Source organism: Alkalicoccobacillus porphyridii (genome assembly GCF_007293315.1).
In the GTDB taxonomy this organism is placed as follows: domain Bacteria; phylum Bacillota; class Bacilli; order Bacillales; family Bacillaceae_D; genus Alkalicoccobacillus; species Alkalicoccobacillus porphyridii.
Genome location: NZ_VLXZ01000005.1, coordinates 47,168 through 72,854, shown reverse-complemented (window position 1 = coordinate 72,854; position 25,687 = coordinate 47,168). Strand labels below are relative to the sequence as shown.

General features: G+C 40.2%; 27 protein-coding genes and 1 pseudogene. 19 read left to right on the top strand and 9 right to left on the bottom strand.

All coding sequences use genetic code 11. The annotated features are described in order from the left end of the window. Window positions 1–134: 134 nt before the first annotated feature. On the bottom strand, window positions 135–797 hold the full coding sequence (locus FN960_RS09540; RefSeq protein WP_143848485.1) for a TetR family transcriptional regulator: 663 nt from the start codon (window positions 795–797) through the stop codon (window positions 135–137). Between the two features lie 167 nt (window positions 798–964). Here FN960_RS09540 and FN960_RS09535 point away from each other — a divergent pair, with 167 nt between their 5' ends. Next, window positions 965–2,464 (top strand): BCCT family transporter, encoded by a 1,500-nt coding sequence (locus FN960_RS09535; protein WP_143848484.1) that lies wholly within the window; start codon window positions 965–967, stop codon window positions 2,462–2,464. A 26-nt stretch (window positions 2,465–2,490) separates the two neighbouring features. Beyond that, complete coding sequence (locus FN960_RS09530) at window positions 2,491–4,536, top strand: CocE/NonD family hydrolase (protein WP_143848483.1); 2,046 nt, start codon at window positions 2,491–2,493, stop codon at window positions 4,534–4,536. A gap of 59 nt (window positions 4,537–4,595) precedes the next feature. On the opposite strand, the gene FN960_RS09525 is transcribed toward FN960_RS09530, so the two are convergent. The 4 genes from FN960_RS09525 to FN960_RS09510 are packed head-to-tail and all read right to left on the bottom strand — an operon-like array spanning window position 4,596 to window position 8,669. After that, on the bottom strand, window positions 4,596–6,062 hold the full coding sequence (locus FN960_RS09525) for a phytoene desaturase family protein (protein ID WP_143848482.1): 1,467 nt from the start codon (window positions 6,060–6,062) through the stop codon (window positions 4,596–4,598). After that, window positions 6,059–7,165, bottom strand: coding sequence for a glycosyltransferase family 2 protein (locus FN960_RS09520; protein ID WP_143848481.1), 1,107 nt, complete (start codon window positions 7,163–7,165; stop codon window positions 6,059–6,061). The genes FN960_RS09525 and FN960_RS09520 overlap by 4 nt, the downstream gene beginning before the upstream one ends. Then, the gene (locus tag FN960_RS09515) at window positions 7,162–7,884 is read right to left on the bottom strand and encodes a lysophospholipid acyltransferase family protein (protein WP_185970992.1); all 723 of its coding nucleotides are present in this window, start codon (window positions 7,882–7,884) and stop codon (window positions 7,162–7,164) included. The genes FN960_RS09520 and FN960_RS09515 overlap by 4 nt, the downstream gene beginning before the upstream one ends. Then, on the bottom strand, window positions 7,881–8,669 hold the full coding sequence (locus tag FN960_RS09510; protein ID WP_143848479.1) for a carotenoid biosynthesis protein: 789 nt from the start codon (window positions 8,667–8,669) through the stop codon (window positions 7,881–7,883). Before FN960_RS09510 ends, FN960_RS09515 begins: the two co-directional genes overlap by 4 nt. A gap of 69 nt (window positions 8,670–8,738) precedes the next feature. On the opposite strand from FN960_RS09510, the gene FN960_RS09505 reads away from it, so the two are divergent. Both FN960_RS09505 and FN960_RS09500 read left to right on the top strand, forming a co-directional pair. After that, on the top strand, window positions 8,739–9,488 hold the full coding sequence (locus tag FN960_RS09505) for an SDR family NAD(P)-dependent oxidoreductase (RefSeq protein ID WP_143848721.1): 750 nt from the start codon (window positions 8,739–8,741) through the stop codon (window positions 9,486–9,488). A 59-nt stretch (window positions 9,489–9,547) separates the two neighbouring features. Beyond that, window positions 9,548–9,886 (top strand): metal-sulfur cluster assembly factor, encoded by a 339-nt coding sequence (locus tag FN960_RS09500; RefSeq protein ID WP_143848720.1) that lies wholly within the window; start codon window positions 9,548–9,550, stop codon window positions 9,884–9,886. A gap of 630 nt (window positions 9,887–10,516) precedes the next feature. On the opposite strand, the gene FN960_RS09495 is transcribed toward FN960_RS09500, so the two are convergent. Then, window positions 10,517–11,056 (bottom strand): GbsR/MarR family transcriptional regulator, encoded by a 540-nt coding sequence (locus FN960_RS09495; protein WP_143848478.1) that lies wholly within the window; start codon window positions 11,054–11,056, stop codon window positions 10,517–10,519. 175 nt (window positions 11,057–11,231) lie between these two features. Between FN960_RS09495 and FN960_RS09490 the strand changes: the two genes are divergently transcribed. Genes FN960_RS09490 through FN960_RS22815 form a run of 4 tightly spaced genes read left to right on the top strand, consistent with a single transcriptional unit; the run spans window position 11,232 to window position 14,641 of the window. Continuing rightward, window positions 11,232–12,380, top strand: coding sequence for a betaine/proline/choline family ABC transporter ATP-binding protein (locus FN960_RS09490; RefSeq protein WP_143848477.1), 1,149 nt, complete (start codon window positions 11,232–11,234; stop codon window positions 12,378–12,380). A gap of 3 nt (window positions 12,381–12,383) precedes the next feature. Then, the gene (locus FN960_RS09485) at window positions 12,384–13,037 is read left to right on the top strand and encodes an ABC transporter permease (RefSeq protein ID WP_143848476.1); all 654 of its coding nucleotides are present in this window, start codon (window positions 12,384–12,386) and stop codon (window positions 13,035–13,037) included. 14 nt (window positions 13,038–13,051) lie between these two features. After that, a complete protein-coding gene (locus FN960_RS22820; RefSeq protein WP_185970991.1) occupies window positions 13,052–13,969 on the top strand; it encodes an osmoprotectant ABC transporter substrate-binding protein in 918 nt (305 codons plus the stop codon). Then, window positions 13,970–14,641, top strand: coding sequence for an ABC transporter permease (locus tag FN960_RS22815; protein WP_185970990.1), 672 nt, complete (start codon window positions 13,970–13,972; stop codon window positions 14,639–14,641). A 58-nt stretch (window positions 14,642–14,699) separates the two neighbouring features. On the opposite strand, the gene FN960_RS09475 is transcribed toward FN960_RS22815, so the two are convergent. After that, on the bottom strand, window positions 14,700–14,786 hold the full coding sequence (locus FN960_RS09475; RefSeq protein WP_143848719.1) for a YjcZ family sporulation protein: 87 nt from the start codon (window positions 14,784–14,786) through the stop codon (window positions 14,700–14,702). Window positions 14,787–14,944: 158 nt separating this feature from the next. On the opposite strand from FN960_RS09475, the gene FN960_RS09470 reads away from it, so the two are divergent. Further along, complete coding sequence (locus tag FN960_RS09470; protein ID WP_143848475.1) at window positions 14,945–15,460, top strand: PTS sugar transporter subunit IIA; 516 nt, start codon at window positions 14,945–14,947, stop codon at window positions 15,458–15,460. A 113-nt stretch (window positions 15,461–15,573) separates the two neighbouring features. Further along, on the top strand, window positions 15,574–16,128 hold the full coding sequence (locus tag FN960_RS09465) for a DUF2179 domain-containing protein (protein ID WP_143848474.1): 555 nt from the start codon (window positions 15,574–15,576) through the stop codon (window positions 16,126–16,128). 630 nt (window positions 16,129–16,758) lie between these two features. Here the strand turns inward: FN960_RS09465 and uppP are convergent. Next, window positions 16,759–17,592 (bottom strand): undecaprenyl-diphosphatase UppP, encoded by an 834-nt coding sequence (uppP, locus tag FN960_RS09460; RefSeq protein ID WP_143848473.1) that lies wholly within the window; start codon window positions 17,590–17,592, stop codon window positions 16,759–16,761. 197 nt (window positions 17,593–17,789) lie between these two features. Between uppP and FN960_RS09455 the strand changes: the two genes are divergently transcribed. Together FN960_RS09455 and FN960_RS09450 are read left to right on the top strand one after the other, a co-directional pair. Continuing rightward, window positions 17,790–18,323 carry a TlpA family protein disulfide reductase gene (locus FN960_RS09455; protein ID WP_185970989.1) on the top strand — a complete coding sequence of 178 codons (534 nt, stop codon included), beginning with the start codon at window positions 17,790–17,792 and terminating at the stop codon, window positions 18,321–18,323. 872 nt (window positions 18,324–19,195) lie between these two features. Next, window positions 19,196–20,275: a DUF3866 family protein gene (locus FN960_RS09450; RefSeq protein WP_143848471.1), complete on the top strand. Its 1,080-nt coding sequence runs from the start codon at window positions 19,196–19,198 to the stop codon at window positions 20,273–20,275. 11 nt (window positions 20,276–20,286) lie between these two features. Here the strand turns inward: FN960_RS09450 and mciZ are convergent. Further along, window positions 20,287–20,385: pseudogene (mciZ, locus tag FN960_RS09445) on the bottom strand (Z-ring formation inhibitor MciZ); the annotation flags it as partial. A 75-nt stretch (window positions 20,386–20,460) separates the two neighbouring features. Here mciZ and FN960_RS09440 point away from each other — a divergent pair. From FN960_RS09440 to FN960_RS09410, 7 genes are all read left to right on the top strand, one after another. Next, complete coding sequence (locus FN960_RS09440; protein ID WP_143848718.1) at window positions 20,461–21,009, top strand: NUDIX hydrolase; 549 nt, start codon at window positions 20,461–20,463, stop codon at window positions 21,007–21,009. A 51-nt stretch (window positions 21,010–21,060) separates the two neighbouring features. Next, window positions 21,061–21,693, top strand: a complete 633-nt coding sequence (spoIIM, locus tag FN960_RS09435; RefSeq protein ID WP_143848470.1) for a stage II sporulation protein M — start codon at window positions 21,061–21,063, stop codon at window positions 21,691–21,693. A gap of 128 nt (window positions 21,694–21,821) precedes the next feature. Beyond that, window positions 21,822–22,310: a ferric iron uptake transcriptional regulator gene (gene fur, locus FN960_RS09430; protein ID WP_143848469.1), complete on the top strand. Its 489-nt coding sequence runs from the start codon at window positions 21,822–21,824 to the stop codon at window positions 22,308–22,310. A 137-nt stretch (window positions 22,311–22,447) separates the two neighbouring features. After that, window positions 22,448–22,681, top strand: a complete 234-nt coding sequence (locus tag FN960_RS09425) for a YqzK family protein (RefSeq protein ID WP_143848468.1) — start codon at window positions 22,448–22,450, stop codon at window positions 22,679–22,681. A 26-nt stretch (window positions 22,682–22,707) separates the two neighbouring features. Then, the gene (xerD, locus tag FN960_RS09420; protein ID WP_143848467.1) at window positions 22,708–23,598 is read left to right on the top strand and encodes a site-specific tyrosine recombinase XerD; all 891 of its coding nucleotides are present in this window, start codon (window positions 22,708–22,710) and stop codon (window positions 23,596–23,598) included. Between the two features lie 51 nt (window positions 23,599–23,649). Continuing rightward, complete coding sequence (gene deoB, locus FN960_RS09415) at window positions 23,650–24,846, top strand: phosphopentomutase (protein WP_143848466.1); 1,197 nt, start codon at window positions 23,650–23,652, stop codon at window positions 24,844–24,846. A gap of 17 nt (window positions 24,847–24,863) precedes the next feature. Beyond that, window positions 24,864–25,685, top strand: a complete 822-nt coding sequence (locus FN960_RS09410; protein WP_143848717.1) for a purine-nucleoside phosphorylase — start codon at window positions 24,864–24,866, stop codon at window positions 25,683–25,685. The last annotated feature ends 2 nt before the right edge of the window (window positions 25,686–25,687 follow it).

Sequence of the window (25,687 nt, the reverse complement as noted above, 5' to 3'; positions counted from 1 at the left end):
CGCGGGAAGGTATTTAGCTAAACGAACCTTTTTATCGAGGCCACTAAAAAAGGAATTTTTTATTAAAATGAAACTTATTCACAGTTATGTCCCAGCCTCTGTAGCAAAACACATAGATGTCCTGTTCGCTTATTTTAAGTGGTAAAAACCTCACGATGAGTAACAATCTGGTGAATATAATTCATGGTTTTTTTGGTGGCCACTTCTGGTGTATAGGATTGACGCTTATTTAGTAAATTTGTAAGCATTCCCTGCCAAACAAGTGTTGTTAACTCATTTATAGACTCGATCTGTGCCTCCTCAATAACCCCTTCACTCACAGCTTGTTCTAAGAGGCTTAGTCCCCGTTTAGTCATGCTTTGCTGAAATAAGACGGGTTTAAGATCCTCAGGGAAATCCAATATATCCGATGAATACACTTGATAATATTGCTCGAAAAGTGCATCGGGTTTACTACCAATGTCCATTAAAAAGATAGTGTGGAACAACTTGGGGTCAGTAAACGAATGTTTACAAAAGCATTCCCACGCTAACAAATATTTTTCAATAGAATTATTTCCTTTTTTCAAGGTTTCAGCGGCTTCCGTAGTATAGGGTTTCAAAAAACGCATAGACGCGAAGAAAAGCACATGGGAGAGATCGTCAAAATAATTATATAGTGTGCCGCTATTATATCCTGCTTTATCTGCAATTTTTCTGATAGTAACTTGATCTATTCCTTCGTCTTGAATGATGTCAGCGGCTGCTTCTATAAAATACTTCCACATCCGCTGCATTTTAATATTTCGCTTATCCATCTAGTTATTCTCCTTACGTGTTCTTACGTTTTATTATAATCGTATCATTTGCAGAAAGAAAATCATGCGAGGTTCATTTGTTTCTGTTTTATAACTATGATAACATAATCATGTTCAAAAAATAATCATGATTAATTTATAAACGCGATTAATAGAGAGGTGTTTAGATGAGAAAGGCAAAAGTAGATCCATTGATATTTTGGTGTTCAATTATAGTCATTGCCATTTCATCTGTTTTATTAGTGGTTTTTAGAGAGACATCCGAACCGTTTATGGATGCGCTTCTAACAGATATTACGCTAAAGATGGATTGGTTATTTCAATTTTTAACCTTTGGGCTTTTTATTCTATTAGCTTGGCTTTCATTTGGTAAATTTGGCTCCGTTAAGCTTGGGAATGATAAACCTGAATTTTCGACCTTTAGCTGGGGAGCTATGTTATTTTGCGCAGGAATGGGAACAAGTATTATGTTTTGGTCGGTTCTTGAACCAATCCATTATTACACAGGACCCCCTTTTGGAATCGAAGCTGGGAGCACAGAGGCAGCAGATTGGGCTGTCACGTACGGATTATTTCATTGGGGCTTATCCGCATGGGCTCTTTATGTTTTGCCAACCGTTGTCATTGCCTATTCGTTTTTTGTAAAGCAACAGAAATCACTAAAGATAAGCTCAGCTTGTCGTGGGGTCCTTGGCAAACACGCGGACGGTTTCATTGGTAAAGCGATTGATATTCTTGTGATCTGGAGCCTGGTCGGAGGATTAGGAACCTCGCTTGGACTAGGGGTGCCGATGGTATCGGCGGTTATAAGTGAGTTGTTTGGATTTGAGCAGAACTTATTGTTAAGTATTACGATTATATTAATATGGACAGTGATTTATTGTGCAAGTGCTTATTCTGGATTATACAAAGGGATTAGCAAATTAAGTAATATCAATGTATATCTAGCGCTAGCTTTGGCTCTATTTGTATTAGCGGTTGGTCCAACCTTATTTATTTTATCTAATTTTACAAATAGTTTTGGATTGATGCTTCAGAACTTTATGAGAATGAGCTTTTATACTGATCCAAACGAGGCTAGTGGTTTCCCACAAACGTGGACAGTATTTTATTGGGCTTGGTTTGCTGCAACAGCTCCTTTTATTGGACTTTTTGTTGCACGGATATCAAGAGGACGTACAATCAGACAGTTGATTCTGTCAATCCTATTATGGGGTTCTGTTGGAAGCTGGTTATATTTTGCCGTATTCGGTGGATATGCTATCCATTTAGAAACAAATGGTCTCGTATCTTTAACAGGTGTTTTAGACGCTCATGGTGAAACAGCTGTGATCGTTGAAGTATTGAGATCATTACCACTTAGTACATTTGTGTTATTTTTCTTTTTAATTTTAGCCTTCATCTTTCTTGCTACCTCGCTTGATTCAGCAACGTATGTGTTATCCTCCATTGCGACAAAGGAATTAAAGGATAAAGAGGAACCAGCAAGATGGCATCGTATGGTATGGGGAATCATTCTTGCGGTTCTCTCAATCTCATTATTAACGGTAGGCGGATTAAGAGTTGTACAAACCTCTGCAGTTGTTGTTGCAGTGCCAGTGGTATTTATCTATTTCCTGCTAACCGTATCACTTATAAAGTGGCTTAAAGCTGACTTTGATTCATAGATTACTAGTTTGCGGAGGGATGTAATATGGTTTTTAACGTACGAGATGAAAAGCTTAGAACGGTCACGAATTTTCCTTATCAAATAAAAGAAATCGAGCATATCTGGATTCCGATGAAGGATGGGACAAAGCTATCAGCGAAAATCTGGATGCCAGAGGATGCAGAGAATCATCCGGTTCCAGCAATTCTTGAATACCTACCCTATCGAAAAAATGATTTTACTGCTTTACGTGATTCTATTCGTCATCCTTATTTTGCAGGACATGGGTATGCAAGTATTCGGGTGGACATGAGAGGAAGTGGAGATTCAGACGGCATCCTCCATGACGAATACCTGCCACAGGAACAAGAGGATGCGCTGGAGGTTCTTGAATGGATTGAACAGCAGCCTTGGTCTACAGGTCACGTAGGCATGATTGGTAAGTCATGGGGGGGCTTTAATGGGTTACAGGTAGCCTATCATCAACCAAAGCAGCTCAAGGCCGTTATCACGCTTTGTTCAACCGATGACCGTTATGCTGATGATGTGCATTACATGGGAGGCAATATCTTAGCATCGGACATGCTTTGGTGGTCCTCTACCATGCTAGCTTATAATGCACGTCCTTTAGATCCGCAGCACGTGGGTGATTCGTGGCGCGAAAAGTGGTTAGAACGGCTTGAAGAAACACCTCCTTTTGTAGAGAAATGGCTATCGCACCAAAGACGTGATGACTATTGGAAGCAGGGGTCTATCTGTGAAGAGTATTCAAACGTTCAGATTCCCGTTTTTGCTGTTGGAGGATGGGCAGACGGATATACTAATGCAATTTTTCGATTATTAGAAGGGCTCAAAGGCCCGAAAAAAGGGTTAATTGGTCCATGGGCTCATGAATACCCTGAAGTAGCCGTTCCAGGACCAGCGATAGGATTTTTACAGGAATGTGTTCGCTGGTGGGATCAATGGTTAAAAGGGGAAGACACAGGAGTGATGGAGGAGCCAATACTGCGGGCGTGGATACAGGAAAGTGTTCCCCCTGAGGTCGATTACGAAGATCGCCCCGGCCGTTGGATTGAGGAAAAAACCTGGCCTAATCATCAAAATCCGTTGAAAAAGTTGTATTTAGGAAATCAAACATTAGAAGCAGAAGCATCTGAAGCGGGGGATTGGAAGGTAGAAAGCTTGCAACAGCACGGACTCTACAGCGGTGTTTGGTGTCCATTTGGCCAGCCTGGTGATTTGGCTTCTGATCAAAGACTCGAGGATGCACTATCACTTTCCTTTACCTCAGATCCACTTAAAACGGATATGGAGCTATTAGGCTTCCCTAAGCTTGAAGTGAGTTTCACCTCTGATGAGCCAGAAGCTTTAATGGCTGTTCGCCTGTCTGATGTGGCACCTAATGGTGAGGCAACGTTACTCAGTTGGGGGATGCTTAATCTAAATCATCTCGATGGTCATGAACAACCAAAGGCATTAATCCCTGGTAAGGAATACACAGCCGTTGTACAGTTGAATGCGATTGGACAACAAGTCCCGGCTGGCCATCAATTACGGTTATCTATTTCACCAACCTACTGGCCTCATGCATGGCCTTCCAAAAAACCAGTGACTTTAACGGTTCATTCTGGAACTAAGACAAAGCTATACTTGCCAGTTCGACCAATAAAGCATGAAGAGAACCATTGGCCGTTTGAAGCACCTGAGGCAGCACCTGTAGCCAAAAAAGAAGTCCTTAGGGAGGAGCATCGTAATCGTCACATTCACTATGATTTAATAAAAAAAGAATGGGTACTTGATGATTTCTCTGATGAAGGGCAAAGAAGACTAATTAGCAATGGAATTGAGTACGGCAGTACAAACCGAAACACGTATACGATTAAAGAAGGAGATCCTTTGTCTGCCAAAGCACAATGTGAATGGGATCTAACAGTTGGAAGTGAGGAGTGGCAAACACGAATCAAAACATATAGTATCATGACAGCGGATGAATCCTATTTCTATCTAACAAACGAAGTCACTGCCTTTGAAGCGGAGGAACAAATTTTTACAAAAACCTGGACTAAACAAATCCCTAGAGATTTTCAATAAACAGAACAAATACGCCTATGCCGTTACCGAAGCATAGGCGTGTTTCTTTGGTAAGCACCTTATTTCTTACTAATTAATCGGGCCACATTTAATCCACTTAATACAACCATAGGTGAGCCTCCGCCTGGGTGAGTAGAGCCACCAACAAAATAGAGGTTCTTCAAATCCTGCGCCTTATTTTGAGGTCGTAAAAAAGCATGACGTTTGGTATTAGCTGCTAGTCCATATAAAGCTCCACGGTAGGCAGAGTAGTCTTTTTGGATCGTTTTTGGTGTAATGACTTGATCTTTAATTAGGTGAGCATGTATGGGAATACCCTTCGATTCAAGCAATGAATAGATATGCTGCTTATACGATTCTAGCTTTTTTGGTTGAGTATGTGCCTCCGTCAGCGCAGGTGCATTAACTAAAATAAACAAATTATCTCCATCAGGTGATAATGCTGGCTCAGTGAAAGAAGAGTTACAGATATAGATGGTGGGGTCCATGCTATATTGTTGTTGTTTAAATAAATCGTCGAATTCCTGCTTATAATCTCTACTAAAGTAGACCTGATGATGACGCAGATCCTTTAATCGAGTATTTAGCGAGACGAGAATGACAAAGGCTGAAATCGAAGGCTGTAGCTGATCTCTTTTTTTATTTAAAAAGGATGGCCGGTGCTCTTCTGCAACTAAATCAGGATAGACTTGTAACAAGTCTCCATTTAAAATCACCTCGTCACATGGATAATATGATCCATCCTCACACTCTACTGCAACCGCTTTTTTCTGTTCGACTTGAATACGAGTGGCTTGCTTATTTGTATGAAGGGTCACACCAAGCTCGGTTGCTCTTTTGACAAAACCTTCAGCAATGGTTGGATTTCCTCCTCTAACATAATAAACACCCTGAACGAGCTCTAAGTAAGCTATCATCGCAAAGGTGGCAGGGGTTTGATAGGGGGAGGAGCCAATGTAGGTAGCATAGCGATTAAGCATCTGCACCACACGTTCATCCTTAAAATAACGGCGGTGAAACGTATCTAGATTCTGCAAAGGATGAACCGAAAGAAGTGCTTTCGTTAAAGTGGGCGACAAATAATCCGTCCAACCTGTAAATGTCCTTGGGAAAAAATGCTCCTTTGATAATTGATACAATCGAGTGATCTCTGCAAGGTAGTGCTCATAGGATGAGCTGGATATGGAGTGGGGCGCTAAGTTTTGTTTCATTTCATCTGCATCACTCGACATATCCAAGTAGGTCCCATCAGAAAAGTGATTTCGAGTATGAGTGACTATGCGTTCAAACGTGAAGTAATGATCCGGATTTGCCCCAGTCTGGCTAATCACTTTCTGAAAGATTTCAGGCATCGTAATGGTATTTGGACCAAAATCAAAGGATGCGTTTCCTATGTGATAGCGACGCATTTTTCCACCAAAATGATTATTTTTTTCTAAAACATGTACCTTATACCCTTTTCTAGCAAGTGAGATGGCGGAACTTAATCCTCCAAGACCACCGCCGATAATAACAATCGTTTTCATGAATAGGTGCGTCCTTTCCAAGAGTAGCCTGATTTTAAAACAGTTAGAGACATGGACCGCAGTAAAATAGCGATGATGACCAAAGCAGATAGTGGCATCAGAATGGCGATCCATGCTTTTTGTGCTGCTAAATAGTCAATCGCTCCTTTTGTTATCACACTTAAAGCAAACGGGATACTATAGAGCCAATGGCTGCTAAAGGCAAACCAAAGCAATCCAACTGGCAAAACAAAGATGAAACTATAAAAAAAGATGACAAAAGCGGCAAGAAGCCACGACTTGCCGATCCCTGGGAAGGCATTTTTAGAGAAACCGGCCCACACATCTTTATTAGACTGATACATGTTGCAGCTTACGTAATTGGTTACATTTGCAAGGCAGGTGGAGAAGCCTTTTTGTTTAACTAACCGTGCTAAGTGTACATCCTCTACAAGCGAGCTCTTTACCGCCTGGTGGCCACCAATGGCATGATAAATGGCAGAATTAAAAAACATAAAGCTCCCATGTGCGGCTGAGGCTTGTGGAAGTTTACTATTGTTTGCGAGCATAAGCGGCAGATGCAAATAAATAAAGACATGCTGCATAGGAACAGCGAGCATCGCTAAAAGGCCCTTAACAGGAAATTTTGGAAACCCGGATAATAAGCCTGCAGTACGGTGCTGGAGGGTATGGAGGCTAACATCAATGGCAGTAGAAGCAAGTCTCACATCTGCGTCCAAAAACAATAGATATGTCCCTTTAGCGTGTTGACTAAGCTGGTGGCAGGCGAAATTTTTACCAACCCAAGAGGGCGGAAGCGCGGAGCCGTCCAAAATTTTAGCATGGGGTAATTGCTTAATCTCCTGTTCTAGCAATGCTTTTGTATGATCCGTTGATTGGTCGTCTAAAAAAATAAACTCGAGATTTGAATAAGAAAGAGCCTTAAGGCTTTGAATCAGACCACTAACATTACGTTCTTCATTTCTAAGAGGGATTAGAACAGAAACAAGGTCTTTCTGCTTGATTGTATTAAAGCTCTGTAGTCCTGGCATGTAGTGCTGATTAATGAACACCCAAATCAATAAGCAAGCGTGTATACCAATATAGATGTAAAGTGTACTCATTTTCTTTTGCCTCCCGACCAAAGGCTGAACCAATCACTAACAGAACGGTACCCTAGTTCCATCAAGGTATAATCATCTGTTGATTCATTAGCAACATCATCACGTTGTTGATTAAGCTGTAAGGTCATTGATGATTCTAATAGAGTATTTAGTTCAAATCGCTTTAGTTGTTCATAATCATCAGGCTTCTTAAGATGATTAACATGTATGTAGAGACGTGGTTTTTGTTCATGCGACATGGAGTAATAGTACGTCACAATATATAACGGGACGGTAGGAGCTTGATTCATTAAAAAAGAAGCACCTGGTTGGAGTGTCAATGGTCTTTTTTCCAAAGGTAGTTCTGCTCCCTGTGGAAAGATCCATACTGCGCTCCCTGCATTTAGTAACTCTAAGCTATAACTAAGTGACCTTCTGACAGATTGAGCGCTGGATGTATCTACTGAAAAGGCACCAATCCTGTTAAAAAAGGGGAATTGATTTAATCCCTCGTCACTCATCATGGCATAGCTTTGCCAAGGCGAGATTTTTTGAGAAAGATAAAAGGTAATGATCCCGTCCCACCAGCTTGAATGATTAGATACAATAAGGCCAGAGGTATCGTCTTCCACGAAATTACCCTTAATATAAATACCTGAAAATGAACGCTTAATGAGCCAGTACGTTGTATATAGCTGGAAGGCTTTGGAGAAGTATTTGTTTTTATTGGCTCTTCTCATATCGCCTGCTCCTTCAATCGGAAATATCCTCCGATGACGATAGCGGTAAGTCCAATGGATGCAAGGGTAGCGAGCCATAAGCCGTTGGTTATTGCTAAGACCAAGAACATGCTAATCACCATTACATACAAATAGATCATTCTCGGCTGCCAGTAGCGACTAATAGAGCCATGCCATTTATTCACTAGATGTAAGGTGAAAAAAACCGCCGAATGCAGGATAAAGGCAAGAACAAACCAACCAGTGAAATTTGAAAGAGGTATGTCGTAATAGAAGCCTCCTGCAGTCCATACCCAATATTCTTTTACTTGAAAAGCAACTGGGTCAAGAATGACATCCATAATCACTGCAGCAAAGGAGCCGACTAGGGCGTAGGTAAACCACTCGAATAGTTTATTTTGAATGCGTCTTGAATACGCTCTAGCTATCACATGAGTGGTGGCGATAACCATAAGCCACGCAGCCCCAATCGTAAAAGGAACTTCAAATATGATCAAACCAAAGTCTGGATTATAATAATAGTCACCGAATAAGATGCCATAGTGTACACCTGCTCCTTCAATGACAAATGTGATGAACACAATTAAAAATGAAAGAAGGGACCCGATCTTAGTCCCATATTGTCGAATGAAAAATGTAGCACCAAGAACACCTGTTAAAATAAGAAAAACAGCGTTAGCCCACTCTAAGATGGGGGGAAGAATATCAAAGGTTAGTAATACAAGACCACAGCTAAACCAAAAAACAAAAAAGCGAAATAGAATTACATCAAAGTGCTTAAACATGACATCCTCCTGTAGGTCTACTAAAATATTATGTAGGGTCTTCATCATTGTACAATGAGTAAAGGGGGAATAGCTATGAATAACCGAGTTGTGCTCGTGACAGGCGCAGGAAATGGAATTGGGGCAGAAATAGCAAAAACCTATGCGACAAACAAAGATATTGTTATCGTCTCCGATGTTAGTGGAGAGGACGCCGAACGGACTACGGAGACAATCAAAGAAGCAGGTGGACGTGCTACAGCTTACACATGTGATGTCACAGACGTTTCACAGATTACTGAGATGATGGCCTGGATTGAATTGGAGTTTGGACGTTTAGATATTTGCATTAACAATGCCGGAATTTCTAAATGGGTCTCTCCTTTAGAGCTAGAAGTAGAAGAATGGGATAAGGTCATGAATACAAATGTTAGAGGAACATTTATTTGTAGCAGGGAAGCGGTGAAATTAATGATTACCCATAATCTTGAGGGATCAATTGTTAATATTGCTTCAACAAGAGCCGCGATGTCTGAACCAAACTCAGAAGCATATGCCGCCTCAAAAGGAGCCATCGTCTCACTAACTCATGCGTTGGCCGCATCATTTCGAACAAATGGAATTCAAGTGAATTGTATAAGTCCCGGTTGGATTCACACTGGTGATACAGATGAACTTCGTGAAGTTGACCATAACCAGCATTTCTCAAATCGAGTAGGAGAACCTGGTGATATTGCGCGCGCTTGTCTGTTTTTAAGTCATAAGGATAACCGGTTTATTACTGGAGAAAATATAACCATTGATGGTGGAATGACGAAGAAAATGATATATGAGCATTAAGCGTCTTGTTTTGTAATAGTGCCAGACGGGAAATATACAAAGGAGAGGTGATATTCATGATGAATCAAAAAGAGGAAAAACAACAAACAAAGGAACAGGTGATGGGACAGTTAGAGCAAGTGATTGATCCAGAGCTTGGGATTGACATTGTGAATTTGGGACTTGTTTACGAAATACAGTTAGATGAACAGAATAATGTGAATGTTGTTATGACATTAACTGCTATGGGCTGTCCTTTAGCAGGTGTCATTCATGATCAAGTAAAACAATCACTAGTAGAATTGCAGGAAGTTGGAGATATCGGAGAAGTATCTGTAGATATCGTTTTTAATCCACCCTGGTCAAAAAGCATGATGTCTCGATATGCAAAGATCGCTTTGAACGTGCATGAGTCCTAATTTATAGAGGCTGGGATAGAAGTATCTTGCAAATAAAAAGACGAAGAGTGCCGCTAAAAGTTAAATGAAATTACTTTCATTTGCGGTTAAGTCCTCATTAAGAATAGAAATAACTTCTTGTGTGGAAAGTTATATAGACTGCGAATGTAACCCATATATTTGTTGCCTGCTACTCAACAAGCGGACAAAAATAGAAGGGCGACACCTGCGGGATATAAAGGCACTGAAAAAGTCATGTAAGAATGAGCTGAATGGTGCCGCTACAGGAGAACCCTAGCACCCGCAAGAACGGCCTCAGCCCTCGAAGTGGAAAACCACCACTTCGAGGGCTTCAGACTCGTTCTGTTCCGCAGGAGTCTACGGGTTCTCTTGTAGCTAACGTTCTGACAAACAATTGATGAACGTTCCCAGTCTTAGAAAGATCTTTTGTCAGTAGTCTAGATGAAAAGGTTCATTGAGATAAGATGTCAGAGCCAGATTAGCGCGGGTACCTTCCCGCGGTAAGCGTGCCCCCATTTTCGGGAGCGGCAGCGAAGAACCGATATCCAAAAAGCGGAACAATGAATGGAGAGATTCCAACATTATTCCGCTTTTTTATTAGTTATAGTACTTATATTCCAGCTTCTTCATTTATTCTGGTTTAGGTACATGCTTAAAAATCTCGCCACTTTCAAAGAAGTCAACAAGCTGATCCAACCATTGATAATAGTTCATCCATTGCCTTGTTTCATCTAACCATACATTAATTTCATGTTCAGTTTCTGGCGTGAGATCCCCTTTTTCCAGTTCCTTTGATAGTTGAGTGGCAAGACGCTTACCAATCATTTTATTTTTTTGAATGACTTTCTGCCAATTAGAGGTAAAAAGAGAAACGAAGGTTTGATAATAATCAGTTTCAACGTTATATAAATCTTTCCGAACGCCTTTTTCATATACTTTACTAGCGATGTTTAAATCAATCATTTCCCTGACGACCTGACTCATTCTTGTTTTACTCATCCCAGTTTCTGCAGAAAGTTCCTCAAGTGTCATTGGTCGCCGATTGGTGTAAATGACACCAAGTACCCGCCCTACTGTAGCAGATACACCATATGTCCGCATATTATCGGCAATACCCTCAATGTATTGTTCTTCAATTTTTTGTAAGAATACAGAAGAAGCCTCTTCCATTTTACGCGCACCTCATTCAATTAATATCAGAGATAATGTAACACATTTTTTTCAAGAAAAGAAGTAAATCTAAAAAAAAAACTGAATCAATCACAAAATTTTTATAAACTTTTTGTAAACTTTTTATTGCACATAGTTTATAATGGTGAAGTAATATTATTCGGAGGTGCAGAAAATGCTTCGTATGGAAAACGTAACAAAGACTTATAAGGGTGGGAAAAAAGCAGTTGATGAGTTCTCACTACATATTAAAAAAGGAGAGTTTATTTGTATTATTGGACCAAGTGGATGCGGCAAAACAACCACAATGAAAATGATTAATCGATTAATTGAACCGTCTAGTGGTGAAATTTTTGTGAATGATGAGAACTTATTGAAACAAGATGCTGTAAAGCTAAGAAGAAAAATTGGCTATGTCATACAGCAAATTGGACTATTTCCTCACATGACGATTGGCGATAATATCTCGCTTGTGCCGAGGTTACTAAAGTGGGAATCAAATAAAAAAGCAAAAAGAGCAGAAGAATTGCTTGAGCTAGTGGATATGCCAAAAGAATTTCTCGATCGCTATCCACATGAGCTGAGCGGGGGGCAGCAACAACGTATTGGCGTTTTGCGTGCTCTAGCAGCCAATCCACCATTAATCTTAATGGACGAGCCTTTTGGTGCATTAGATCCAATTACCAGGGATGCCTTGCAAGAGGAGTTCAAACGTCTTCAACGATCATTAGATAAAACCATTGTCTTTGTGACACACGATATGGATGAAGCCATTAAATTAGCAGATCGCATTGTCATAATGAAGGATGGAAAAATAGTTCAGGTAGATTCGCCAGAAGAAATATTAAGAAATCCAGCCAATCAGTTTGTGGAAGACTTTATTGGGAAAGAAAGATTGCTGCAAGGCAGACCGAACGTCCAAACAATTGGACAAGTCATGAATAAGAAACCGATTTCTGTAAACAGAGATCAATCAGTGGCTGCGGCATTACGAATCATGAAAGAAAATCGAGTAGACTCACTGCTCGTTACAGATGATTCAAATCGATTGAAGGGATACATCGATTTAGAAGTCATTGACCATAATCGCGGATTAGATTCTATTGAGACGATTATAAAACCAGCTCTTAATAAGGTAGAAGAGACATCACTACTTAGAGATACCATCCAAAGGCTATTAAAGAGGGGCGTCAGCTATGCTCCTGTTGTGAATGATCAAGGAATATTAGTGGGTATTGTCACAAGAGCAAACTTAGTGGACATGGTGTATGACTCTATTTGGGGTGACGAAGAAGAGAGTTCACCGGAGCAGGTGGAGGTGTAAGGCATGAATGAAGTGATTGAATTTTTACAGGAAAACGGTTCAGAGCTATTACTAAAAAGCTGGGAGCACATTTATATTTCATACCTTGCTGTTCTATTGGGAATCATAGTAGCGATTCCGCTCGGCATCGTACTAAGTCGCGTACCGAAAGTGGCTCAATGGGTAATTGGAACTGTCAGTGTGTTACAAACCATTCCTAGCTTGGCGATTTTGGCTTTCTTCATACCTATTCTAGGGATTGGTACAGTACCAGCTATTGCTGCTTTGTTTATATATTCAGTGCTACCAATTTTGCGAAATACGTATACCAGTATTAAAGGTGTTGATCGTAGTCTGATTGAAGCGGGTAAGGGAATGGGCATGACCACATGGGAGAGGACTATCGGAATTGAACTTCCACTATCAGCTTCAGTCATCATGGCAGGTATTCGTGTGTCGTCTGTTTACTTAATTGGATGGGCAGCCTTAGCTTCATTTATTGGAGCAGGAGGACTAGGTGATTTTATTTTTAGTGGGTTAAATTTATATGAGCCTGCCTTTATTATTGCCGGTGCTATCCCCGTCACAATTTTAGCTTTACTGACAGACTTAATATTTAGCAGAATTGAAAAAATGGTGACCCCAAAAGGGTTGAAAAGCACTGAGAAGACAGCATAGCAGGAGGGGTAAAGATGAAAAAGAGGACGCAGGCAACCGCTCTGTCGTTAGGGATCATCCTTCTCTCTGGATGTTCACTTCCAGGCTTAAGTGGTCCTTCCGGAGAAACGGTGAAAATTGGAGCTTTAAATACAACAGAATCCATGATCATGGCTAATATAGTAAAAGAATTAATTGAAGATAAGACAGATCTTCAAGTTGAGATGATTAATAACCTCGGTTCATCTATTGTGATGCATCAAGCAATGATGAATGGGGACGTCAATATTGCAGCGACTCGCTACACAGGAACAGATATTGCAGGTGTGTTAGATTTGGAGCCTGTGATGGATCCAGAAGAGGCGTTAGAGACGGTTCAGAGTGAATTTACAGAACGATTTGACCAGACATGGTTTGACTCGTATGGTTTTGCTAACTCGTATGCTTTTACCGTGTCAAATGATTTAGCTGAAGCAGAAGGGTTAGAGACAATAAGTGATTTAGAAGAGTACGCCTCTGAGCTTAGAGTAGGAGTAGATAACTCGTGGATTAACCGTGGGGGAGATGGCTATCAAGGGTTTGTTGATATGTACTTTGATTTTGATAACATCACACCCATGCAGATTGGCCTCGTATATGATGCATTAGCAAGCAATCGAATGGATGCAGTTCTAGCTTACACAACAGATGGACGAATCGCAGCTTATGATTTAAAGGTTCTTGAGGATGATAAACAATTCTTCCCGCCTTATGATACATCTATGGTTGCTGAGAATGAGCTACTCGAGCAGCATCCAGAGCTAGAATCTATCCTCTCTGTATTAGTTGATCAAATTAGTACGGAAACGATGCAGGAATTAAACTACGAATCAGATGGGTTAATGAAGGAACCGGCGATCGTAGCTCGAGAATTCCTAGAAGAGCATGATTTTTTTAATGGGGAGGGAGAATAAGTGGACACGATTAGAGAATTAATCCTTTATTATTCTCAAAATGGAAACTATGTGTGGACAGAATTTTATCGTCATTTCCTCATGTCTGCATATGGCGTTCTATTTGCTTCACTTGTATCAATTCCTTTAGGTATTTTTATCGCAAGGTACTCAAGATTAAGCGGAATTGTATTAAGTTTGACAAACGTTATTCAGACCATTCCAGCATTAGCACTTCTTGCTGTCTTAATGCTTGTGATGGGACTCGGCGCAAATACAGTGGTACTCGCCTTGTTTTTGTATTCATTACTTCCGATTTTAAGAAACACTTATACAGGGATTAAGAATGTCGATCAAGCCTATATTGAGTCAGGAAGAGCAATGGGTATGACCAAATGGCAGTTGTTATATATGCTTGAGCTACCGCTTGCTTTATCCGTAATAATGGCGGGGTTACGCACTGCGCTCGTCTTCTCAATCGGTATTGCGACCATTGGTACATTTATTGGAGCGGGAGGACTAGGAGATATTGTTGTTCGAGGAACAAATGCTACAGATGGCACAGCTATCATTTTAGCTGGTGCCATACCTACCGCTATTATGGCCATTATGGCTGATGTGATCATGGGGTGGTTTGAACGAGTTCTATCCCCAGCGAGAAAACATAAAAAAACATCAGTTGCTACTTCATAATTAAACAAAACCCACTAATAATGTTGTTAGTGGGTTTCTCTATCTTAAAAATGGGTTATTAATACACGTAACAAGAACCTACGATGATTAAAAGAATGAAAAGCACAACAATAAACGCAAATCCGCCTTCATGGCCGTATCCCATCTGTCACACCCCTTTATAGTAGCTTTATATATACTATGCAAAGGGTGCGAAAGAGCGTGGGCACGGATATGGAAACTTATAATAATGTGTAATCATTAGGCAATAGGCTTTTTCATGTAGTACACTATGAGGGACGAGAATTAAAGGGAGTGTGGAAGATGTTTAAAAAATTATTTGGATTAGACAAAAAGGAAGAGCAATCAACTCCGGGTGAAGAAGCAATTGTAGCCGCTGCAAATGGAGAGCTTGTCTCAATTGAAGATGTGCCTGATCCTACTTTTAGTCAAAAAATGATTGGAGATGGCGCAGCAATTAAGCCTATAGATGGCAAAGTGGTTTCACCTGTAGAAGGAGAGATTCTTCAAGTTTTCCCTACAAAGCATGCCATTGGAATTCGTACGGCAGGTGGCGCAGAGGTGCTAATCCACATTGGCCTAGAAACAGTTAACATGGATGGGGAAGGCTTTACAGCGCATGTAAAAGAAGGCGATCATGTGAAAATTGGTGATGCACTTGTTGACTATGATTTGGAGTTAGTTCAAGAAAAAGCAGCAAGTACCATTATTCCAATTGTTATTACTAATCATGAGGAGTTAGAAAGTGTGACAGTGGAATCAGCTGGAGAATTACAAGCGGGAATCACGCCTCACCTTACTGTGAAATATAAGCGATAAGTTTTGAACACCTAATGGGGAAAAGTAGTTAAATGATTGCCAAAAAATCATACTAGTTTTCCCCGGTCTTTCCTGTTACACTACGGTAGTTGTATGTACAAAGAAAGGGTGTTTTGATGTCGGCCATCATTGTATTTATTGTTCAGCTGGCATACGTTCCTATACTGACCCTTCGTACCATTATGATGGTTAAAGGTCTTAAAGAACGTGCTGCTTTTATGGGCTTACTTGAAGGAATTGTCTATGTAGTAGCTCTAGGATTAGTTTTTAGTGATTTAAGTAATTATTATAATATGATCGCCTATGCTCTTGGATTTGCGGCTGGACTCTATGTAGGAGCCATTATTGAAGAGAAGCTGGCTATTGGGTATGTGACCTTTGAGGTGAACATCCCAAATCGCAATCAGGAGTTAATTGATCGTTTAAGAGAATTGGGATTCAGCGTCTCTACATCAGCGGTTGAGGGTATGACGTCTACTCGATATCAATTGGATTGTACGGCCCGACGTGACCGTGAAAAAGAGTTTATACGTGTAGTTACCGAATACGAACCGGCAGCTTTTATTGTTTCATTTGAACCACGAAGCTTTAAAGGCGGTTACATCACTAAAGCCATGAAACGCAGACGTGAGAAATACCTCAAAAAGAAAAATGCAGAGCAAGTATAATGGCGATATCGCCATACATGAAGGAAACGGACCCTGGTTCGTTTCCTTCTTTGTATTGTGGTTGCTCTGATTGCATTGATGGGAGTTATGAGCTCTTCTTGAAAGGGTTCAGATGGTCAAATCCTTATGATTGTGTAAATATTTATTCCAATACCTATCTAAACAAGCGGACGAAAATCGAGGCCACTGGAAAAGACATGTAAGAATGAGCGGAATGGAGCCGCTACAGGAGAACCCTACGCTTTCCGCGGGAACGGCCTCAGCCCTCGAAGCGGAAAACCACCACTTCAATGTCTTCAGACGCGTTCTGTTCCGCAGGAGTCTTCGGGTTCTCCTTTCGCTAACGTTATGACTTTAACAATTGAAGAACGTTCGCAATCTTAGAAATATCATTTTTCAGTGACCTAAATAAAAAGGTTCAATAAGGTCAATCGACGGAGTTGGGTTAGTTCATTACCTTGCAGTGTAGTGAGCGGCAGCCAAAGAAACAAAACATGATCCTTCCTCTAAATCTTACATCGGAGTAATTTTCACCTACATAAAACGAAGGGAGTATTCACTCCGCAGCATAAAAAAGCTTGCCGACTATCTCGTTAAAGGAGACTTTGTCGACAAGCTTTTAAGATTACATTAGAATTGATCTGGGTCAACATTACCTAAGAAAAAGTAAACGAACAGGGCAAGCGCAAAGCAGTACATGGCAAAATAGATGAGCTTGCTTTTCTTTAGAAAATTGATAAACCATACAATCCCGAGTAAAGACGATATGAATGTTACGATAAATGCAACAGTCAACGGTAAGGCGCCTGCTATTTCAAGTAACTCTCCATGAATTAATTCATCAACTGCAAGCACTGTAGAGCCAAGAATAACTGGAATGGAAAGCAAGAACGAATATCTAACGGCGGTTTCTTTTGTCAAACCAGCAAACATTCCAACAACCAGTGTTGTTCCCGAACGCGACAGACCTGGAATCAAAGCAAGGGATTGACCTATACCAACTAATACTGCATCAAATAAGGTCATATCTTTCTCTGTCCGTCCGCCTGTTTTTACAGCACGTTCAATGATAATAAGGAAGATCCCAGTTAGTGCTAGCGAGATAGCAATCATCGTAGGTCCTTTTAGAGCAGTGGAGATATAATCCTCAAACAAAATGCCTGTTAGCCCTGTAATGACTGTAGCAACTAGGATATAAATACTAAACCAAAAGTTAACTTTGTGCTCTTTAGAGCGGGTCATGATATAACCAAAAAATCCTCTAATAATATTAATTAAATCTTTGCGATAATAAATAATTACCGCTAATACAGATGCCAAGTGCAGAAGAATTTCGAATCCAAAGCCATCGAATGAGATATTAAAGAGTAATTGTGTAATAACTAGGTGCGCTGAGCTTGAAATCGGCAAAAACTCGGTTAAGCCTTGAACCAACCCCAGAATAATCGCTTCTAAAAGTGTCATATGTAAATTCCTTTCCTCATACATCTGATGAATAAAAAATAAACGCAGATATGTAGTCTAGCTGCTTCATTCTAGCAAAATATCAAACAATAGGGAAGAACTTTTGCGGGTAGTAAGCGTTTTAATGATTTCTTGCTCAAATGTAGCATCCCTACTATACTTAAATGACTATTGATAAATTGGGGCGTATCGAACTTATGAAAAAAAAAGTAAGTATGTTGATTTTTGTTGCGGCTATTACATTATCAGTCTTTCTAATAGTTATGAATGTTATAAATGGCTCTGAACCAGAAACCGGAATTGAAAAAGGGATGAAAGCTGAATCACTGACGTTAGACCGCTATCAAGGGGAGGCAGCTGACGTTCTTCCGGATGATAATCAAGTAACAATTATGAATATATGGGCAACTTGGTGTGAGCCTTGTGTACGGGAATTACCAGATCTACTGGAGTTGGATAATGACTATCGTGATAGTGGTTTAGCCGTAATTACTGTGAATGCTCAAAAGTATGAAAGGGTCGTTGAGCACACTGAAGAATTTATTCAAGAACAGAATCTAACTCTACCAGTGTTTCTAGATTCTGAGGCTGAGCTTTTTCAATTGTATCAAATTCGTGGAATGCCAACGACACTTGTGATCGATCATGAAGGGATCATTGTTGAAAGAATTGAAGGCGAAGTTAATTATGAGATGCTAGAAGCAATAGTTATTCCGTTGCTTAATGAATAGGAAAAAAGTGAACGATTCATTTCGTTCGCCTTTTTTTGGGTAAAGTTCTAATTATTGTGTAAATACTGATTTCAATACTATCTAAAACAAGCGGAAGAAAATGCTGGGCCGCCACTTGCGGGAATAACAGGAGGCCACTAAAAACGTCATGTAAGAGTGAGCTGAATGGCGCCGCTACAGGAGAACCCTAGCACCCGCAAGAAAGGCCTCAGCCCTCGAAGCGGAAAACCACCACTTCGATGTCTTCAGACTCGTTCTATTCCGCAGGAGTCTTCGGGTTCTCCTTCCGCTCATGTTCTCGATCAGACAAATGACAACATTCTTATCTAAGGAAATGAGCGCCGTTTTTTGTTTAAGATTCACTATCATATAAAGCTTCTTTTTCAGAGGACTCGATGAAAAGGTTCATTGAGATAGAAGGGTATTGTTTGTTAGGGCAGGTACTCCCGTGGTAAATGTGCCCCGTTTTCGGGAGTGGCAACCGAAGAACCAAAACATTTTCCGTCCTCTATCTCTTTACATCGATATAATTTAGAAATAGGCATGGACTGTATCTGGAGAAGGGGCTAGTCCATATGATTGTGTAAATACTGAATTCAATACCTATCTAAAACAAGCGGACGAAAATGGTGGGCCGACACCAGCGGGATATAAAGGTTCAATGAGATAAACCGACGGAGTCGGGTTAGCTCATTACCTTCCCGCGGTAAGCGTGCCCCCGTTTTCGGGAGCGGCAGCCGAAGAACCAAAACATTTTACATCCTCTACCTGTTTGCATCGTTGAGATTTACACATAATCATGGACTCTATCTTTTTTTGTATCTATAAAGTTGAATAAGTGAATAGACTTTTAAAAAAAGGAGTGGGCAGGCATGAACACGGAAAACTGGTCTACTGTAAAAGAGATTGTTTATGAGGATCAAGACATCCAACTACTCAATCTAACAGACACACACTATCCGGTCATTCTTTATAAACGGTTCTCAACAGCAGTTACTAAAGGTACATACGTTAAAGTAAATACTACCGCTACCACACTTCAACTTGGAACAGGTGGAGTGGACATAGTAAAAGAGGTATTAGCAAGCAGTTTCAAACAAAAGCCGCTTGCTCCTGGTCATATCATGAAGCTCCGTTACACTCCGGCGCAACAAGCTGTTACGTCCATTGAGGAAGTCGCTAGTCCGTATCATGACCTTTTCCATCAGCCTTTTACACTGAATCAAAAAAAGATTCTTTTAGGCGAGCTTCATAGCATGATTCCTCTTGTCTGTTATTTAACTCATGAATTCGCATCAGATCTTACTTGCTGTGTGATCTTTGATGATTCTGCTTCTTTAGCATTAGAAATGAGTGATCATGTACGCAGGCTCAAAAAAGAACCTTGGTTTACGTCGATAACCTGTGGGCAGTGTGTAGGCGGGGACTATGAGGCCATTAATTTACTTACAGCCCTGCAGTTTGCAGTTGATCAGCTACATGCAGATCTTATTATGATTTCTGTTGGACCTGGCGTCGTAGGCACTGGAACAAGCTATGGATTTTCTGCAGTGGAGATGGCGAATTGGGCTAACTTGGTTGGCGCGTTGCAAGGACGTCCTATCTGGATTCCGCGCTTGTCCTTTAAAGAAAAAAGACAGCGACATTACGGACTAAGTCACCATACGATCACACCTCTTTATGACTTAACCCTTGCAGAGACGACTGTGGTTTTTCCATTTATGAATGAATCTCAGCGAAATTACATTCAAGATCAGTTGAATAGGCCAAGTCAAATTAAACATCACTTGTATTTTTTAGAAAGAGAATGTGATTCAAATTGGATCACTCGTGCATTTAAACACGTAGGCTCATTATCAACGATGGGCCGCACATATGCAGATGACCCTCTTTTCTTTGAAGCCATCGCCGCATCGGTTTCATTCGTCTTAGCAGAGGAGAATACTTCTTGAACCCATTCAGAGACATATTCCTGTTTTTTGAGCTGTTGCTTTAAGCGCGCTTTCACTTCCCATGCTTTTCCTACTAGCAATATTCCATGTTCATGTACGTGAATATTCATAAAAACTCCTTTCCATCATGATATGGTACACTTTTATGTGGACATTCATACAAGTAGACCAGAGGAGGAGAAATGATGACTAATTTTCAAGAGAAAACAACATCAACAGAGGAGATCTTTCAAGGTTCTGTGATCTCGCTTCAAGTAGATACAGTCACATTACCAAATGGAAATGAGAGCAAACGAGAGCTGGTGAAGCATCCAGGTGCCGTGGCAGTCATCGCTCAAACAAGTGAAGATAAGCTGATATTAGTAAAGCAATTCCGTAAAGCACTGGAGAAAGAGATTCTGGAAATACCAGCAGGCAAGATTGATTTAGGTGAGGAACCAATTAAAACAGCGGAGCGTGAGCTGAGGGAAGAAACAGGTTATACAGCCGACAGCTTGTCTCTTCTTTCTTCTTTTTATACCTCACCTGGTTTTGCCGATGAGATCATTTACATATATGAAGCAACGGGATTAACGAGGGGAGAAGCACAACCGGATGAAGATGAGTTTGTTGAAATTGTAGAGGCCGATTTAGTCACGGCAAAGAGATACGCAGAAAATCATCTCATTCACGATGCTAAAACAATGTATGCGCTCATGTATTTAGAATTAAAGCAAGCAAAACGACAGTCATAATGAAGAGCCTGTCCTCATATTCTCTAAAAGAGTATAAGAGGGGGCAAGGATATGAAACAAAGACGGTTGCAAGATCAAATCATCATGCATGTGGAAGAGAACCGTACGATTTATCTATTCACAACCGTTCTGTTCTTAATTGGCATTATCTTTGGTGCTATTATTGTTAATAGTTTAAATCTCTCACAAAAAAATGATTTATATATGTATCTCGGTCATTTTTTTGTTCAGGTTGAAGATGGACGAATTGCTGGATCTAAAGAAATATTTAGTCAAAGTTATATTCACTACGGAAAATATTTTGCTTTGATGTGGATTCTCGGATTATCACTGATTGGGTTACCGGTTATATTGGTCCTGCTTTTTTTAAAAGGCGTAGTTGTTGGCTTCACCGTCGGGTTTCTTGTGAATCAAATGGGGTTCCAAGGGTTTCTTTTAGCACTTGTTTCCATTCTTCCGCAAAATCTTCTGCTTGTGCCGGCATTTATTATAGTAGGTACAGCAAGTGTTTCTTTCTGTTTGAAAATGCTAAGACAGCAATTTGCAAAAAAATCTCATGAACCTGTTTTTCCTCAATTTCTACGCTATACATTATTGCTTTTATGTATGGGAGCAGCCTTATCATTAGCTGCTGCTTTAGAGGCTTACGTATCTCCCCATCTTATGAGATTGGTTGTTGGATAAAGCGATAACAGTTATTATTTAATAATTGTTATCGCTTTTAAACTTAATAATCATTATCAATTGACACTCTTTTTTATCAGGATTATAATAAACATATAGTCATGGAAGTCCGGTTAGGAGGAGTATTGATGGAGAATCGTTTAGATCGGATTAAAAAGCACCTTCATTCTCAACGCTATAAATTAACCCCTCAACGAGAAGCAACAGTTATGGTATTGCTTGAACATGAAGAGGATCATTTAAGTGCTGAGGATGTTTACCTCCTTGTGAAGGACAAAGCACCTGAAATCGGATTGGCCACAGTGTATCGTACATTAGAGCTTTTAGCGGAGCTTAAGATTGTTGATAAAATTAATTTTGGTGATGGGGTTTCTCGATTTGATTTGCGTAAGGAAGGAGCGGCTCATTTTCATCACCATCTTGTATGTATTGAATGTGGTGCAGTAGATGAGATTGAAGACGACCTACTTGGTGATGTTGAAAAAGTAGTTGAACGTGAGTATGATTTTAAGATTATGGATCATAGGCTTACTTTCCACGGCATTTGTTATCGTTGCAAAGCAAAGCATGAGGCTGAGGAAGACCAAACACCAAAGGAAATTCAAAATCAGGTATAAAAGAATAGGATCTGAAAGAGAGGGCTCTTTTAGATCCTATTTTTGTGCAAAAAAGATGAAGGAAAAAGGTATATTCCCTTTAGAAATTGGCATAGCTTAACAGAAGGTGAGCCAAAGTGGACAAAGGGGGTAAGAATATGAAAGGGCATTTTATTACACTATTTCAAACAGTGAAGGTTATGCTTTTATTTATTGGATGCACGTTGTTCTTTTATTATGGTATTCTATGGGTAAGCGAGGAGTATGAAAGCTATTACCGCTATGATACGCCAGAAGGAAATGCGATTAAGGTGAATGCAGATCTGGTGGAACAAGAGAGTGACGTGTCGGTGTTAACTAGACTTGTGTGGTTTTATAAACTAGGCGAATAATAGATAATAGGATGGAGTGATTCAAATTGAGGATGGAAATTGAAGACTTTATCCATTATTTACAGATAGAACGTGGTTATTCAACAAATACTATTACCTCATATCAAAATGATTTATCATCTTATTCATCTTATTTAAAGAATGTAGAACAATGCAATAGCTTTGCTGAGGTTGAGCGCTCTTTGATTGTAAACTACTTATATTTTCTGATGGAAAAGGGACGGGCCCAATCGACGATCGCTCGTAATATTGCATCCATTCGAGGGCTGCATCAATTTCTGTTACGTGAGGGTCGTGTAAAACAAGATCCAAGTGTACATGTAGAAATTCCTAAGCCAGCAAAGCGACTGCCAAAGATTCTTTCGATGCAAGAGGTGGAGGCATTACTAACGGCTCCAGACTCAAATGATTTGATGGATATACGTAATCGTGCGATGCTTGAAATCATGTACGCTACTGGAATTCGTGTAAGTGAATTAATTGGCCTTAAAACGTCGGATGCACATATATCGATGGGTTTTTTACGTTGTGTAGGAAAAGGGAATAAAGAACGAATTATTCCGCTTGGATCGCAAGCGAAGGACGCCGTGCATACATACTTAGAATCTTCAAGACCGGCATTACTAAAAAAGAATCGTCATGATCTCCTTTTTGTAAATCATCGCGGGAATCCGTTGACGAGACAAGGTTTTTGGAAGATTTTAAAACAGATTGCTGTTAAAGCTAACATTACAAAGCCTTTAACGCCGCATACACTACGCCATTCGTTTGCCACGCATTTATTGGAAAATGGTGCTGATTTACGGGCTGTTCAAGAAATGCTTGGGCATGTAGATATTTCAACTACACAGATTTATACTCATGTCACCAAAAGCAGAATGAAGGACGTCTATTCTATGTATCATCCTAGGGCATAACACATGATAAAGAAGTTGTCTGACATCAGACAGGAGAAAGGGGTATTGATTATGAGTACACAGCCTTATAAACGGGTCTTTTTAATTGTAATGGATTCAGTTGGAATTGGCGAAGCGCCTGACGCTCAGAATTTTGGAGATGAAGGTGCAAATACACTTGGTCACATTGCTGAGTTTATGAATGGAATTCAGCTTCCGACCTTAGAGAAGTTAGGAATTGCAAATATAACAGAGGTACAAGGGGTAACTCCCGCAAAAGCACCTTATGCTCATTATGGTAAGATGCAAGAAGCGTCTAATGGTAAAGATACGATGACTGGTCATTGGGAGATTATGGGTCTTAGAATTGATGAGCCATTTAGAGTATTTCCAGATGGTTTTACAGATGATCTACTCCAGGTATTAGAAAAGGAAGTGGGCAGAGGTTTTATCGGGAACAAGGTTGCATCTGGCACCGAAATCCTTGAGGAATTAGCTGAAGAGCATGTCAAAACCGGTAAGCTCATCGTATATACATCAGCTGATTCTGTCCTACAAATTGCCGCTCATGAAGACGTTGTACCTTTAGAAGAGCTATATGATATTTGTGAAAAAGCAAGAAAGATTACGCTTCAGCCTGAATATATGATTGGTCGAGTTATTGCTAGACCCTTTGTCGGTACTCCAGGAGAGTGGAAGAGAACACCGAACAGGCATGATTATGCATTAAAGCCATTTGGGCGTACAGTAATGAATGAACTGAAAGATGGCGGATATGATTCCATTGCTATCGGAAAAATCTCAGACATTTATGATGGTGAAGGGATTACTGATACATATCGAACAACCTCTAATGAGGATGGAATGGATAAATTTTTGCAGAGTATGGAAAAAGATTTTACAGGAATAAGCTTTTTAAATTTAGTTGATTTTGATGCTTTATATGGTCATAGACGTGATCCAAAAGGCTATGGACAGGCTTTAGAAGAGTTTGATCTTCGCTTACAAGAGGTCTTAGATCAGCTACAAAGTGATGATTTATTAATTATAACAGCTGATCACGGGAATGACCCTGTTCATAAGGGTACCGATCATACGCGTGAATATGTGCCTTTGCTTGTATATGATCCAAATAACGCGCACAAATCAGTTGATTTGGGGATTCGATCCACCTTTGCAGATATTGGAGCAACGATTGCAGATAATTTCAAGGTAAACGCTCCAGAGCATGGGACTAGTTTTTTACATGAAATCATAAATAACAAGTAGTTAAAGGGAGATAAATGATGACACATACAAAATTAGAACTGTCACAAACAGCAGAATTTATTCAGCAGCATCTCGTTCAGCCTCCTGAGATTGGACTAATTCTTGGTTCGGGTTTAGGTGTACTAGCTGATGAAATTGAGAACCCTGTGAAACTACCATATGAAGACATCCATAACTTTCCCGTTTCTACCGTAGAAGGTCATGCGGGACAGTTGGTTGCTGGAACAATTGCCGGCAAACAAGTAATTGCTATGCAAGGTCGTTTTCATTTTTATGAAGGATATACGATGGAAGAGGTTGTTTTTCCTGTTCGCGTCATGAAGCAGTTAGGTGTGAAACAATTGATTGTAACCAATGCTGCTGGTGCGGTGAATGAAAGCTTTTCTGTGGGGGATTTAATGATTATTAAAGACCATATTAATAATCAAAGTGCAAACCCTTTAATTGGTCCTAATGACGCATCGCTGGGTCTTAGATTCACAGACATGTCTAATGCATATTCAAAAAGGCTTCGAGATATTGCTTTAAACAAAGCAAAAGAACTTCAGGTGTCCATTCAAGAAGGTACATACGTAGCTAATACTGGCCCGTGCTATGAAACGCCTGCAGAGGTAAAAATGGCACGTATGCTTGGTGGAGATGCGGTAGGTATGTCCACGGTTCCAGAGGTAATTGCAGCAAGACATGCAGGTTTAGAGGTACTTGGAATCTCTTGTTTATCAAATATGGGAGCTGGGATTTTACCACAGCCATTAAATCATGAAGAGGTTATTGAAGTAACGGAAAAAGTACGGGCCTCTTTCCTAGGCCTTGTTAAAGCAATCATTAAAGAAATGTAGAT